10 protein-coding genes, 1 tRNA gene and 1 pseudogene are annotated in these 12,841 nt (G+C 71.1%); 8 read left to right on the top strand and 4 right to left on the bottom strand.

The annotated features are described in order from the left end of the window. Together JHN63_RS27595 and JHN63_RS27590 are read right to left on the bottom strand one after the other, a co-directional pair. A pseudogene (locus JHN63_RS27595) lies at positions 1-709 on the bottom strand (hypothetical protein); the annotation flags it as partial. A 7-nt stretch (positions 710-716) separates the two neighbouring features. Continuing rightward, positions 717-1,715, bottom strand: a complete 999-nt coding sequence (locus JHN63_RS27590; RefSeq protein ID WP_200685540.1) for an SMI1/KNR4 family protein — start codon at positions 1,713-1,715, stop codon at positions 717-719. A gap of 372 nt (positions 1,716-2,087) precedes the next feature. On the opposite strand from JHN63_RS27590, the gene JHN63_RS27585 reads away from it, so the two are divergent. Beyond that, complete coding sequence (locus tag JHN63_RS27585; RefSeq protein WP_200685539.1) at positions 2,088-2,627, top strand: YwqJ-related putative deaminase; 540 nt, start codon at positions 2,088-2,090, stop codon at positions 2,625-2,627. A gap of 56 nt (positions 2,628-2,683) precedes the next feature. Next, entirely contained in the window at positions 2,684-3,178 is a 495-nt protein-coding gene (locus tag JHN63_RS27580; RefSeq protein ID WP_200685542.1) for an SUKH-3 domain-containing protein, read from the top strand. A gap of 216 nt (positions 3,179-3,394) precedes the next feature. Here the strand turns inward: JHN63_RS27580 and JHN63_RS27575 are convergent, their stop codons facing one another. Beyond that, positions 3,395-4,711, bottom strand: a complete 1,317-nt coding sequence (locus JHN63_RS27575) for a sensor histidine kinase (RefSeq protein ID WP_200685537.1) — start codon at positions 4,709-4,711, stop codon at positions 3,395-3,397. A gap of 207 nt (positions 4,712-4,918) precedes the next feature. On the opposite strand from JHN63_RS27575, the gene JHN63_RS27570 reads away from it, so the two are divergent. The 6 genes from JHN63_RS27570 (at position 4,919) to JHN63_RS27545 (ending at position 9,754) form a co-directional block, all read left to right on the top strand. Continuing rightward, positions 4,919-4,990: transfer RNA gene (locus JHN63_RS27570), tRNA-Gln, on the top strand. A gap of 153 nt (positions 4,991-5,143) precedes the next feature. Then, positions 5,144-6,589 carry a bifunctional UDP-N-acetylglucosamine diphosphorylase/glucosamine-1-phosphate N-acetyltransferase GlmU gene (gene glmU / locus JHN63_RS27565; RefSeq protein WP_200685535.1) on the top strand — a complete coding sequence of 482 codons (1,446 nt, stop codon included), beginning with the start codon at positions 5,144-5,146 and terminating at the stop codon, positions 6,587-6,589. A 77-nt stretch (positions 6,590-6,666) separates the two neighbouring features. Further along, a complete protein-coding gene (locus JHN63_RS27560) occupies positions 6,667-7,647 on the top strand; it encodes a ribose-phosphate diphosphokinase (protein WP_200685533.1) in 981 nt (326 codons plus the stop codon). A 181-nt stretch (positions 7,648-7,828) separates the two neighbouring features. Further along, positions 7,829-8,413 carry a 50S ribosomal protein L25/general stress protein Ctc gene (locus JHN63_RS27555; protein WP_200685531.1) on the top strand — a complete coding sequence of 195 codons (585 nt, stop codon included), beginning with the start codon at positions 7,829-7,831 and terminating at the stop codon, positions 8,411-8,413. 159 nt (positions 8,414-8,572) lie between these two features. Then, a complete protein-coding gene (gene pth, locus JHN63_RS27550) occupies positions 8,573-9,175 on the top strand; it encodes an aminoacyl-tRNA hydrolase (RefSeq protein ID WP_019064638.1) in 603 nt (200 codons plus the stop codon). Between the two features lie 78 nt (positions 9,176-9,253). Continuing rightward, positions 9,254-9,754 (top strand): hypothetical protein, encoded by a 501-nt coding sequence (locus tag JHN63_RS27545; protein WP_200685529.1) that lies wholly within the window; start codon positions 9,254-9,256, stop codon positions 9,752-9,754. 76 nt (positions 9,755-9,830) lie between these two features. Here JHN63_RS27545 and ppc read toward each other — a convergent pair whose 3' ends face one another. Continuing rightward, positions 9,831-12,563 (bottom strand): phosphoenolpyruvate carboxylase, encoded by a 2,733-nt coding sequence (gene ppc, locus JHN63_RS27540; RefSeq protein WP_200685527.1) that lies wholly within the window; start codon positions 12,561-12,563, stop codon positions 9,831-9,833. Between the last annotated feature and the right edge of the window lie 278 nt (positions 12,564-12,841).

Below are 12,841 nucleotides of genomic sequence, written 5' to 3'. Positions count from 1 at the left end.
GCCCCTGCCCCTGCCCCTGCGGATACCCGTACGACGAAGGCGTGTTGCCCTGCGACTCGCCCGGCCGTCCACCCGGACCCGGCGAACCCCCGCCGCCACGCCCCGAGTCGGGCTCGCCCATCGCCGGCGACACCGCCGTACGCGGGAGTTGGCTGCCGCCGGACATCAGGGCGGTCTGGGCGTCGGCCGGGGTGGTGTCCTCGGGCTCGCTCAGCGGTGGCGCGAAGACGGTCGCGGGCAGCGGTACCGAACGGTCCTCGCCGGCATCCGCGTTGGTGTCGGTTCCCGCCCAGGGAGTGGCCCCGGCGGGCACGGGAGGCGAGTCCGGCGCCCCTGCTGAGTCCGCCGCCTCCTGCAACCACTCCGGCGGACTCAGCAGGAACGAGGTCTGATTGAGGTCCACCCGGGCAGGCTGCGCGGCCGCCGGTACCGCGTCGGCGATCTCGTCGGGGCGGCCGTACTCCTCCTCGTAGCGGCGGATGACCTCACCCACCGGCAGCGAGGGCCACAGCGTGGCCTCTCCGCTGTCGCGGGCGAGCACCAGCCGCTGGGCGCCGCCGTCCGAACGCGGGCCCTCGGCCCGGTCCTCGGCCCAGATCACGAAGCCGAGTTCGAACTCCCGCACCCGCACCTCGCGATGCTGGTACGACGGCACATCGCCGTTGATCCACTCCTCGGCGCGCTCCTGCGCCTGCGCGAAGGTCACCATCGTCAGTTCACTCCCCCACCGAGGCCGCGGACGGCACCGGAACGGACCGCGCGAACCCGCCGTCCACCATCAGATTCGCCACCGTCTCCAACTCCGGGGGATTTCCCGCGAGTCGGGCGAGGAACTGGTCGAAGTCGTCCCCGGCGGGCAGCAGCAGCCGCTCGACGCGAGCGGCCGGCGCCCAGGAGGGATCGACGTCGCGGGCGTCGTCGTAGGCGCAGAACCAGACCGAACCGATCGCCTGGCCCTTGACCTTGACGGCGAGCAGGCCGCCCTGGACGAAGCCGACGGCCAGGTAGTCCTTGGTGAGGTGGTCGCGCAGGCATTTGTTGATGTAGACGAGGTCGTTGACGGCCGCCTCGTCGCGGACCGTGAAGAACGGCTGGTCGATCAGCAGCCCCAACTCGGCGTCCAGCGCGGTGCCGACGGGTGCGCTGCCGCCGGCCGCCTTGAGGAACGAGCGGTAGGCGCCCGGGAGTCGGTAGCCGAGGTCCTCCTCGACGCCCTGCACCTGTGCCTCGGTCACCGCCACCGTCGACTTCGGCAGCCCGAAGTGCGCGGGGCGGGTCTCCTGGAGCGGGCGGGTGCCGCGCTTGGCGTGGTCGACGGCCGACGTGGCGATCCCGCCGTGGTGCCGCAGCAGCGCCTTGACGTCGACGGGGACGAGTTCGAGGCGCCGGGTGCCGACCACGTGGTGCCAGGTCCAGCCGTGCGGGGTGGCCACGGCGGGCACGGTGTCCCACAGTTCGTGACCGGTCGCGGCGAGCGCCGCGTTCGCCGACACGTAGTCCGTCAGGCGCAGTTCGTCGACGCCGAAGCCCTCCGGGGGCTCGGCGATCTCCGCGGCCGCGCGCGCGTACGGCGAGAAGTCGGGGTAGCCGTGCTCGTCCATCCGCACCCCTCTGGGGTGACGGGCCGCCCGGACCGGGTCCGGGAAGTGCACGACCTGCCCGGCGTAGGCCGCGTTCGGTGGCGCGGCTCGCTGCCCGAGCCGACCTGTCGTCATGGCGGTTGCCCCCTGCGGCATTCAGTACGATTCACAGCAGGCGAAAGTCCAACTCGCCCCACTGTGCCCCGTATCGACTGTCTCGTCTTCTTGACGTCTTCGTTCGCCTGTCTCCACGCGTCGACCGCGTGGAACGCGGTGCGGACAGCCTATGCGGTACGGCGGCACCGGTCACCGGCAGCGGTCGGCGGCACCCTCTCGCCGCATCCCGCACCGAACGCACCCCACCCCGCACCGGACCCTCACTTCCGTGACCTGCCGTCACCCCGCCGTGACAGCCCGCCGAAGCCCTGGCGTGTCGTACCGCCCCAGCTACCGCACCAGCCACGGCATTTGGCACTCTGAGACCCGCCGGGGGATGCTCGGGAGGGGATGACGATCATGAACGCGACGCAGACGGGGCCGCACACCGGGGCGCACACGGGGCCCTCGGGCGACCCCAGGGTCGGCTGGAGCGCCACCGAGGGACGGCACGCACCGGCCCTCAACCACCGCCGTGACGGCATACTTCCGACCGTCGCCGCCGCCCTCTCCGTGCGCGGCGCCACCACCCTCACCGGCACCGCCGCCCGCGGCGACCAGGCGCCCGCGCTGCACCCGCTCGTGCAGGACTTCCTCGACACCCTCGGCAGCGCCCAGCGCGACCGGTTCACCGGCCGCTGCGCCGAGGCGATCCTGATCTCCCGCCACATCGCCGCCGCCGACGCCGCCCGCAGCAAGCGCGCCGCGCGCAAGCCGATGACCAACGGCGAGGCCCGCAAGACCCTCAAGCAGGCCAAGCTCACCGCCCGCCGCATCCGCGAGGACGGCGACCCCCTGCACGGCAGCTTCGCCGCCCCCTGCCGGGCCTGCGCTGCCCTGAGCGCCCACTTCGGCGTCCGCGTGGTGGACCCCGCGACGGAGAACGCCTGACACCCGACCCCACACAACACAGCACGGACCCCATGTCGCCGACGATCGAAGGGCAGATGCACGCCGACCGCCACTCCTCCACGCGCTTCTCCGTACCCGTGGACGCCGCCCTGCGCGCCGCGGGCTGGCAGCCCGGCCGCTGGGACATAAAGCAGGCCGAGATCTGGGCGGACACCCTGCGCGACCACACCTCGCCCGCGGGACACCAGCACGCCGTGTTCCCGGCGGCGGTCGAGGCCTGGGCCGAGTTCGGCGGCCTGCACATCGCGCCCTCCGGGCCCGGCCGCCAGATCTCCCCCGTGGCGCTCCACCTGGACCCGCTGCACGGCCTCCACATGGCCCGCACCCTCGGCGACCTCGGCCGCGCCCTGGACACCGACGTCAGCCCCCTCGGCGAGGAACCCGACACCCAGTCCCTGCTGGCCATCGACTCCGAGGGCCGCGTCTACGCCCTGGACCACACCGGCGACTGGTATCTGGGCCCCGACATCGACCAGGCCCTCGCGACCCTCGTCGCGGGCATCGAACCGGTGCGCCTGACGACGGGCTGACCCGGGACGGCAGGAGCCCGAGACGGCCCGCCACCCGCGTACGGCGAGAAGGTGTCGTGTCGGGGGGTGTCCGCCCGCAGCGGTCGGCGCTCAACACCGCCGCACTCTTGAGAAGCCCTGCCGCGCCGATCCGAGGACGGAGACCCCTGCACGGCGCCGACCCACAACGCACCCCAGGCGCCGACCACGCACCCGCAGGCGACCGACCACCCGGCCTCAAGCCGCCGGAATGACCGCCGACACCCGGAACCCACCCGCGTCCGTGGGCCCCGAGACGAACACCCCGCCCAGCGCGAGCACCCGCTCCCGCATCCCCACCAGCCCGTTGCCCCCGGAGGGCAACCGCGCCGCCGACGCGGACGCGGGCTCGGGGGGCGGTTCGTTCTCCACCTGCATGGCGATCTCGGACACCCGGTGCGCCAGCCGCACATGGGTCTTCGCGCCCGCCGCGTGCTTGTGGACGTTCGTCAACGCCTCCTGCACCACCCGGTACGCGGTCTGCTCGATCTCCGCCGCGTACGAGCGGGTCTCGCCCTCCACTGACAGGTCGACGGCCATCCCGGCCGCCGCGGACTGCCCGAGCAGCTCGTCCACGTCCGACAGACAGGGGCCGTCGGCCGCGGACTCGTCCTCGACGGCGCGCGACGCCGCCGCGGCGGCGGCCACACCCACCGCGACCAGCGGTACGGCGGTGCGCTCGCGCGCGTCCCGGCCGTCCCCGCTTCTCAGCACCCCGAGCATCTCCCGCAGCTCGGTGAGCGCCTGCCGCCCCATGTCCCCCACCAGAGCGGCGTTCTTGACGGCCTTCTCCGGGTCCTTGCGGGCGACCGCCTGGAGCGCGGCGGCGTGCACGACCATCAGGCTCACCCGGTGCGCCACGACGTCGTGCATCTCGCGCGCGATCCGGGTCCGCTCCTCGCCCCGCGCCCACTCGGCGCGCTCCTCGGCCCGCTCCGCGAGGAGTTGCAGCTCCCGCTCCAGGCTGTCCGCGCGCTCCCTGAGGCTCTCCATCAGCCGGCGCCGGGCGCCCACGTACATCCCGAGCAGGACGGGCGGCGCGGTCATCCCGACCGCGGTGGTGATGGAGGCGAACGGGACGAACCAGTCGCCGAGTTCCCAGCTCCCGCGCTGGGTGTCCTGCCGTACCCGCACGAACATGACGATGAGCATGCCGAGGAAGGACATCCCGGCGAGCGATCCGATGATCCGGCGCGGCAGTTCGGACGCGGCGAGGGTGTACAGGCCGACGATGCCCATCAAGTAGCCCATCTGGGCCGGGGTGATGGCGATGGAGACGAGGACGACGGCGATGGGCCACTTCCGGCGGACGATCAGCGCCGATCCGGACAGCACCCCGAAGGCGACTCCGACGGCGGCCGGGATCCCCGCGTCGTGCGCGAACCGGACGCCCTCCGCCCCGCACTCCGCGGCGGAGACCGCCGCGAGCCCGGTGTCCAGCACCGCGCTGCGCCACCTGGTCCACCACCACGGCCCTCCCCGGACCGTGGCATGGTCTTCCCCCGTCGTGGTCATGCCTCCAGCCTACGGGCGCCGGGCCGCGCTTTTCCGGTGAGTTTCCGACGACCGACCTACACCACAGCGCACACCACAGGACGTAATCGAACAGTCACGAAACCGATCACACAGAAGAAGTCCCGTCGCACAGAGGGCATCCGGTACGGCATAGTGTTGGGTGCCCACTCGGCGACCAGGCTAAATGTCCGGTTCTCACGAGTTTGATCCCCCGTGGTGTAATTGGCAGCACCGTGGCTTTTGGTGCCATTTGTCCGGGTTCGAGTCCTGGCGGGGGAGCAGAACCAAGCAAGAACTGAGCAACTCCCTCTCCCAGCACCCCACTTCGGGCCCTGACAGCACTGTCAGGGCCCACTCTCATGTCTCCCATGAAACGCCCCGGTATCCTGCGAATGTCCACCCCCCAGCATTCCGAAGCCGAAGGGCAAATCCGTGAGCGCCATTCGCCCGGCAGCCGTCGTCGTCCTCGCCGCGGGTGAGGGCACCCGTATGAAGTCGGCCACACCGAAGGTCCTGCACGCGATCTGTGGCCGGACCCTCGTCGGTCATGTGCTGGCCGCCGCCCGCGAGTTGGACCCGGAGAACCTGGTCGTCGTCGTGGGCCACGCCCGCGAGCAGGTGACCGCCCACCTCGGCGCGACCGACCCCGGTGTGCGCACCGCCGTCCAGGCGGAGCAGAACGGCACCGGGCACGCCGTACGGATGGCGCTGGAGGAGCTCGGAAACATCGACGGGACCGTGGTCGTCGTCTGCGGCGACACCCCCCTCCTGCGCGGTGCGACCCTGCGCGAACTCACCGCGAACCACACCGCCGACGGCAACGCGGTGACCGTCCTGACCGCCGAGGTCCCGGACGCCACCGGCTACGGCCGGATCGTGCGCGACGGCGCCTCCGGCGCGGTGACCGCGATCGTCGAGCACAAGGACGCCTCCGACTCGCAGCGCGCGATCCGCGAGATCAACTCCGGAGTCTTCGCGTTCGACGGGCAGTTGCTCGCCGACGCCCTCGGCAAGGTGCGCACCGACAACAGCCAGGGCGAGGAGTACCTCACCGACGTCCTCGGCATCCTGCGCGAGGCCGGGCACCGGGTCGGCGCCTCCGTCGCGGGCGACCACCGCGAGATCGCCGGCATCAACAACCGCGTGCAGCTCTCCGAGGCCCGCCGCATCCTCAACGACCGGCTGCTGACCGACGCCATGCTCGGCGGGGTCACCGTCATCGACCCGGCGACGACCTGGGTCGACGTCACCGTCACCTTCGGCCAGGACGCGATCGTCCACCCCGGCACGCAGCTGCACGGCGCCACGCACATCGGTGAGGGCGCCGAGGTCGGCCCCAACACCCGTCTGACGGACACCGTCGTCGACGCGGGCGCCCGCGTCGACAACACCGTCGCCGTCAGCTCGCACATCGGCCCGCAGGCCTCCGTCGGGCCGTACGCCTATCTCCGTCCCGGCACCCGGCTGGGCACGAAGAGCAAGATCGGGACGTACGTCGAGACGAAGAACGCGACGGTCGGCGAGGGCACGAAGATCCCGCACCTCTCCTATGTCGGGGACGCGACGATCGGCGACTACACCAACATCGGTGCCGCCAGCGTCTTCGTGAACTACGACGGGCAGACCAAGCACCACACCACCGTCGGATCGCATTGCCGTACAGGTTCGGACAATATGTTTGTGGCACCCGTCACGGTCGGGGACGGCTCCTACACCGCCGCCGGCTCCGTGATCACCAAGGACGTGCCGCCCGGTTCGCTGGCCGTGGCCCGTGGCCAGCAGCGGAATATCGAGGGCTGGGTGGCCCGCAAGCGGCCGGGCAGCGCGGCGGCGAAGGCCGCGGAAACGGCTTCCCGCCAGGGCGAGAGCGAGGACTGACCGGAAACGGGTGCGTCGAACACGGCGTACCGTGATAAACGCACACCCAGTTGAATGACCTCTGAGGAGACAGTGCTGTGACCGGGATCAAGACGACCGGCGAGAAGAAGATGATGTTCTTCTCCGGCCGCGCCCACCCCGAGCTTGCCAAGGAGGTCGCCCAGCAGCTGGGTGTCGGGGTCGTCCCGACGAAGGCCTTCGACTTCGCGAACGGCGAGATCTACGTCCGCTTCGAGGAGTCGGTGCGCGGTGCGGACTGTTTCGTGATCCAGAGCCACACGGCTCCGATCAACCAGTGGCTCATGGAGCAGCTCATCATGATCGACGCGCTCAAGCGCGCGTCGGCCCGCTCCATCACGGTGATCGTGCCGTTCTACGGCTATGCCCGGCAGGACAAGAAGCACCGCGGCCGGGAGCCGATCTCGGCCCGGCTGGTCGCGGACCTGATGAAGACGGCGGGTGCGCACCGCATCCTCACCGTCGACCTGCACACCGACCAGATCCAGGGCTTCTTCGACGGGCCCGTGGATCATCTCTTCGCCCTCCCGCTCCTCGCGGACTACGTGGGCAACAAGGTCGACCGCAGCAAGCTGACCGTCGTCTCCCCGGACGCCGGCCGCGTGCGCGTCGCCGACCGCTGGTGCGACCGCCTGGGCGCGCCCCTCGCGATCGTGCACAAGCGGCGCGACAAGGACGTCGCGAACCAGGTGACCGTCCACGAGGTCGTCGGCGAGGTCAAGGGCCGCGTCTGCGTCCTGGTCGACGACATGATCGACACCGGCGGCACGATCTGCGCCGCCGCCGACGCCCTGTTCGCGCACGGCGCGGAGGACGTCATCGTGACGGCCACCCACGGCGTGCTCTCCGGCCCGGCCGCGGACCGCCTGAAGAACTCCCGCGTCAGCGAGTTCGTCCTCACCGACACCCTCCCCACCCCGGGCGAACTCGGCGCCGACCTCGACAAGATCACGGTCCTGTCGATCGCCCCGACCATCGCGAACGCGGTCCGCGAGGTCTTCGAGGACGGCTCGGTCACGAGCCTCTTCGACGGACACTGACCCCCGCGCTCGTAGATCGATTTCTTGTACGGCCTCCCGGCCGAGTAAGCTGCCACAGTTGCTCGGCGAGGGAGGCCGTACCCGTTCTCGGATACGGCGGTCCGTTATCGACGCGCTCTTCGTAGCAGGCCGATGTTCGGCCGGGTGACCACCTTCCCCGACTGTTCTACGAGGAGTGACCATGGCCGACGTCAAGCTCGCCGCCGAGACCCGCACCGAGTTCGGCAAGGGCGCCGCCCGCCGTATCCGCCGTGACAAGAAGGTCCCCGCCGTGGTCTACGGCCACGGTGTCGACCCGCTGCACATCACCCTGCCGGGCCACGAGCTGCAGCTCGCCCTGCGTACCCCGAACGTCCTGCTCACCCTGGACATCGAGGGCAAGACCCAGCTCGCGATCCCGAAGGCCGTCCAGCGTGACGCCATCAAGGGCTACCTGGAGCACGTCGACCTGCTCACCGTGAAGAGCGGCGAGAAGGTCACCGTCGAGGTCTACGTCCACACCGAGGGCGAGCTGGCCCCGGGCTCCTTCCTGCTGGAGCACGTGCTGAGCACGATCACCGTCGAGGCCGAGGCCACGCACATCCCCGAGTCGGTCACCGTGTCCATCGCGGGCCTGGAGGCCGGTGCCTCCATCGCCGCCAAGGACATCCCGCTCCCCAAGGGCACCACGCTGGCGATCGACGAGGACGCGGTCGTCCTCCAGGTCCTGGCCGCCCAGGCGGAGGAGGCGTCCGCGGACGCCGACGCCGAGACCACCGAGGCCTGACCGGCGGCTAGGCCGTAGCTGTCGTGCCGCCTGCTCCAAGGCGCCCGGCGCTGCAGGCTGTGCCCACCCGTTCCGCCTTGCGGAACGCCTGCCCACAGCGGTAGCCGCCAGCCGCTGCTTCCCCCCACGGAAGCAGCGGCTGGCGTGTATCAAGGAGACGTGGACGTGACGACCGACGCCAATGCCCCCTGGCTGATCGTGGGACTCGGCAACCCCGGCCCCGAGTACGCGAACAACCGGCACAACGTGGGCTTCATGGTGGCCGATCTGCTCGCGGAGCGGATCGGCGGGAAGTTCAAGCGGGCCGGGAAGGCGCAGGCGCAGGTCCTGGAGGGTCGGATCGGGGCGCCGGGTCCGGCGAGCCGCCGGGTCGTGCTGGTGAAGCCGACGTCGTTCATGAACCTGTCCGGCGGCCCGGTCAACGCGCTGCGCGACTTCTACAAGGTGCCGCTCGCGAACATCGTCGCCGTACACGACGAGCTGGACATCGACTACGGCACCCTCCGCCTGAAGCTCGGCGGCGGCGACAACGGCCACAACGGGCTGAAGTCGATGACGAAGGCGATGGGCCCGGACTACCACCGGGTGCGGTTCGGGATCGGGCGTCCGCCGGGCCGTATGCAGGTGGCCGACTTCGTGCTGAAGGACTTCTCCTCGACGGAGCGCAAGGAACTCGACTTCCTGGTGGACCGGGCGACCGACTCCGTGGAGTGCCTGGTGAGCGAGGGCTTGGAGCGGGCGCAGAGCGCCTACAACTCCTGAGCCGTCCGGCTCGCCCGGCTTGCCCGACTTAACCGGCTTGTCCCGTGCGGGAGTTGACCGCGCGTGCGGGTATGGCCAATGATCCCCGCCATGTCACCCGCCGCCTCCACCTCTCCCGGTGCCTTCGCCGCTCTGAACTTCGGGCGGCTCGCGGCGATGGGCGCGGTCACCGTGTTGATCCTGATCGCGGGGGTGTGGGGGTCGTGGCCGACCGCGCACAACGTGATGCTGACCAAGGGGCGCGAGAGCGGCACGGTCGCGGTCACCGCGTGCGGGGACGACACCTGCACCGGGCCGTACACACCGGTCTCGACGGGCTCGAAGGCCCGCGCCCAGGTCGTCATCGAGCACACCGTCGCGGTGCAGAAGGGCGAGACCTACGCCGTGGTCGTGAAGCCCGGCACCGACGAGGTCATGCGCTCCGGTCCCGCCGGCGTCCTCTACGCCTGGGTCCCCCTCGGCGGCGCCCTCCTGCTGGCCTCGGTGGTGGTCGCGGGCGGGCTGCGGCTGACCCGGGCCGCGAAGGTGCTGGCCTGGGCGGGGGTCGCCCTGCTGACGGCCGCCTTCGTCGCGATCTGACCCGGCCCCAGCGAAAGGTGCCCCCGGGCGAGCCGTCGTAGCGGCTCGCCCGGGGACACCTTTCGCTGCCGTGCGGTCAGCCCGTGTTGCGCAGGCCCGCCGCCACGCCGTTCACCGTGAGGAGGAGGGCGCGCGAGAGCAGCGGGTCGGGGTCCGCCCCCGCCGCCGCCTCGTCGCGCTGGCGCTTCAGCAGGGTCACCTGGAGGTACGAGATCGGGTCGAGGTAGGCGTCCCGGACGGTGAACGTCTGCTTCAACACCGGGGTGGCGTCCAGCAGTTCGGCCTCACCGGTGACCCGGAGCACCTCGGCGACGGTCAGGTCGTGCTCGGCCCTGATCGTGTCGAAGACGTGCTTCAGCTCGTCCGGGACGAGGGTGTCGACGTAGTGCTGGGCGATCCGCAGGTCCGTCTTAGCCAGGGTCATCTCGACGTTGGAGACGAAGTTGCGGAAGAAGTGCCACTGGTCGTGCATCTCGTCGAGCACGGTGTCGAGGCCGGCCTCGCGCAGCGCCTTCAGGCCGGAGCCGACGCCGTACCAACCCGGCACGATCTGGCGCGACTGGGTCCAGCCGAACACCCACGGGATCGCGCGCAGTCCGTCGAGCGAGACGCCCGAGCCGGGGCGGCGGGAGGGCCGCGAGCCCAGGTGCAGATCGGCGAGCTGGTCCACCGGCGTGGAGGCGAGGAAGTACGTCGGCAGGTCCGGGTCCTCGACGAGCCTGCGGTAGGCCGCGTGGGCCGCGTCGGACACGACATCCATGGCCGCGTCCCAGCGGGCCAGCGCCTCGTCGGACTGGCGGGGCGAGGTGTGCAGGGCGGAGGCCTGGAGGGTGGCCGCGACCGTCAGCTCCAGGTTCTCGCGGGCCAGCGACGGCACGAGGTACTTGTCGGAGATGACCTCGCCCTGCTCGGTCACCTTGATCTCGCCCTCCAGGGTGCCCCAGGGCTGGGCGAGGATCGCGTCGTGCGACGGACCGCCACCGCGGCCGACGGTTCCGCCGCGACCGTGGAAGAGCCGGAGCCGGACGCCGTACCGGTGGGCGACGTCACGCAGGCGCCGCTGCGCCCGGTGGATCTCCCACTGCGAGGTCGTGATGCCACCGAACTTCGATGAGTCGGAGTAGCCGAGCATGACCTCCTGGACGTCCCCGCGCAGCGCCACGAGCCGCCGGTAGGACGGGTCGGACAGCATGTCCTCAAGGATCGTGTCGGCGGCCTTCAGCTCGTCCGTGGTCTCCAGCAGCGGCACGATGCCGACCTTCGCCCACCCGGCGTGCAGATCGATCAGCCCGGCCTCGCGGGCCAGCACGGCGGCGGCGAACACGTCGTCCGCGCCCTGGCACATCGAGATGATGTACGACTCGATGACCTCGGGCCCGAAGACGGCGAGCGCCTTCTTGACCGTCTCGAACACCCCGAGGGTCTTCTCACCTGCCGCGTCGACGGGCGCCGGCGTCGGAGCCAGAGGCCTCCGGGACCGCAGCTCCTTCGCGAGCAGCTTCGCGCGGTACTCGCGGGGCATGTCGGAGTACCGCCACGACTCCTCGCCGAGCCGGTCGAAGAGCTGGCCCAGCGCGTGGTGGTGGGCGTCCGCATGCTCGCGTACGTCCATGGTGGCGAGCTGGAGGCCGAACGCGCCGAGCGTGCGGATCGTACGGTCCATGCGGCCGTCGGCGAAGAGGCCGCCGCGGTGGGCGCGCAGGGAGGTCTGGATCAGGGTGAGGTCGTGCAGCAGCTCGGCGGTGCCGAGGTAGTCGCGGCCGGGCTGGTGCGGGGTGCCCTTGGCCAGACGGCTCTTGGTGTTCTCCAGCTTCTGCCGGATGCAGGTGGCCTTGAGCCGGTAGGGCTCCTCGGCGTTGAGCCGCTTGTAGCGGGGGCTGATCTCGGGCAGCAGCTCCAGGTCGGCCCGGAGGGACTCCAGCAGCTCCTCCGTCGCGCCCGTGTAGCGGATGGAGTTGGAGAGGAAGCCGCGCAGCTCGTCGATCGTCTCCAGCGCGTCGTTGATGCCGTGCTCGTGCTGGAGGATCAGGACGTCCCAGGTGACCTGCGGGGTGACGTTCGGGTTGCCGTCGCGGTCGCCGCCGATCCAGGTGCCGAAGGTGAGCGGGCGGGTGTCGTCCGGCAGCTTGACGCCGACGCGCTCCAGCTCGGCGGTGAGGTCCTCCAGGACGTCCCCTACGGCGCCGGCGTGCAGCTCGTCGAGGTAGTAGATGGCGTTACGGGCTTCGTCCGCGGGCTCCGGCCGTACGACCCGCAGCTCGTCGGTCTGCCACACCAGGTCGATGTTCTCGGCCAGCCGGGTGTCGTGGCGACGGCGGTCGGACTCTATGACCGGGGTCTCCAGGAGCGCGGCGATGCGCCGGAGCTTGTTGAGGACCGACCGGCGCGCGGCCTCGGTGGGGTGCGCGGTGAAGACCGGGCGCACGTTCAGGTTCTTGACCGTCTCGCGCAGGTGGTCGGGGTCGGCGTCCTTGAGGCGGTCGGCCGTACGGGCGAGGAGACCGCCCTCGGCGGCCCGGCGGGCGCGCAGCTCGCGGCCGCGGTGCACCTGCTCGGTGACGTTGGCCAGGTGGAAGTAGGTGGAGAAGGCGCGCACCAGCTTCGCGGCGGTCTCCAGCTCGGTGCCGCGCAGCAGCTCGGCGGCGGCCTCGCCGTCCTCCCGGGTGAGGCGGCGGACCTTCTCGACCAGTTCGAGCAGTTCGGGGCCCTCCTGGCGGACGAGGGTCTCGCCGAGCAGGTCGCCGAGGCGCCGGATGTCGGCGCGCAGCTCGTTGTTGGTCGTGGTGGCCTGGTCGTCGGCACTGCTCACAGGTGCGGCTCCTTGCAGTGTTTGAAGCTCGTCTGGAGGGAACCCGGGCGGCGGTCCCACGGCGGCTGCCGCATACGGGACGGACATCCGGGAAGAAAAGAGAGCGGACCGCGCTGTCCGACCGACACCAAGGATAGGTGTCCACTCTGACGCGCGGTCTCACGGGCTTCGTCCACCGGTCGACACGCTGCCATACTTACGTTGCCGTAGGTTACGGAACCGTAGGGAAGTACATGCTGAACTGTTGCCGCCCGGCTTCCGCCGTCCGACGCTCCGCC

This window comes from Streptomyces sp. MBT65, from assembly GCF_016612545.1.
Classification (GTDB): domain Bacteria; phylum Actinomycetota; class Actinomycetes; order Streptomycetales; family Streptomycetaceae; genus Streptomyces.
Note: the sequence above shows the minus strand (reverse complement) of the source record. Positions and strands in the feature narration are given on the sequence as shown.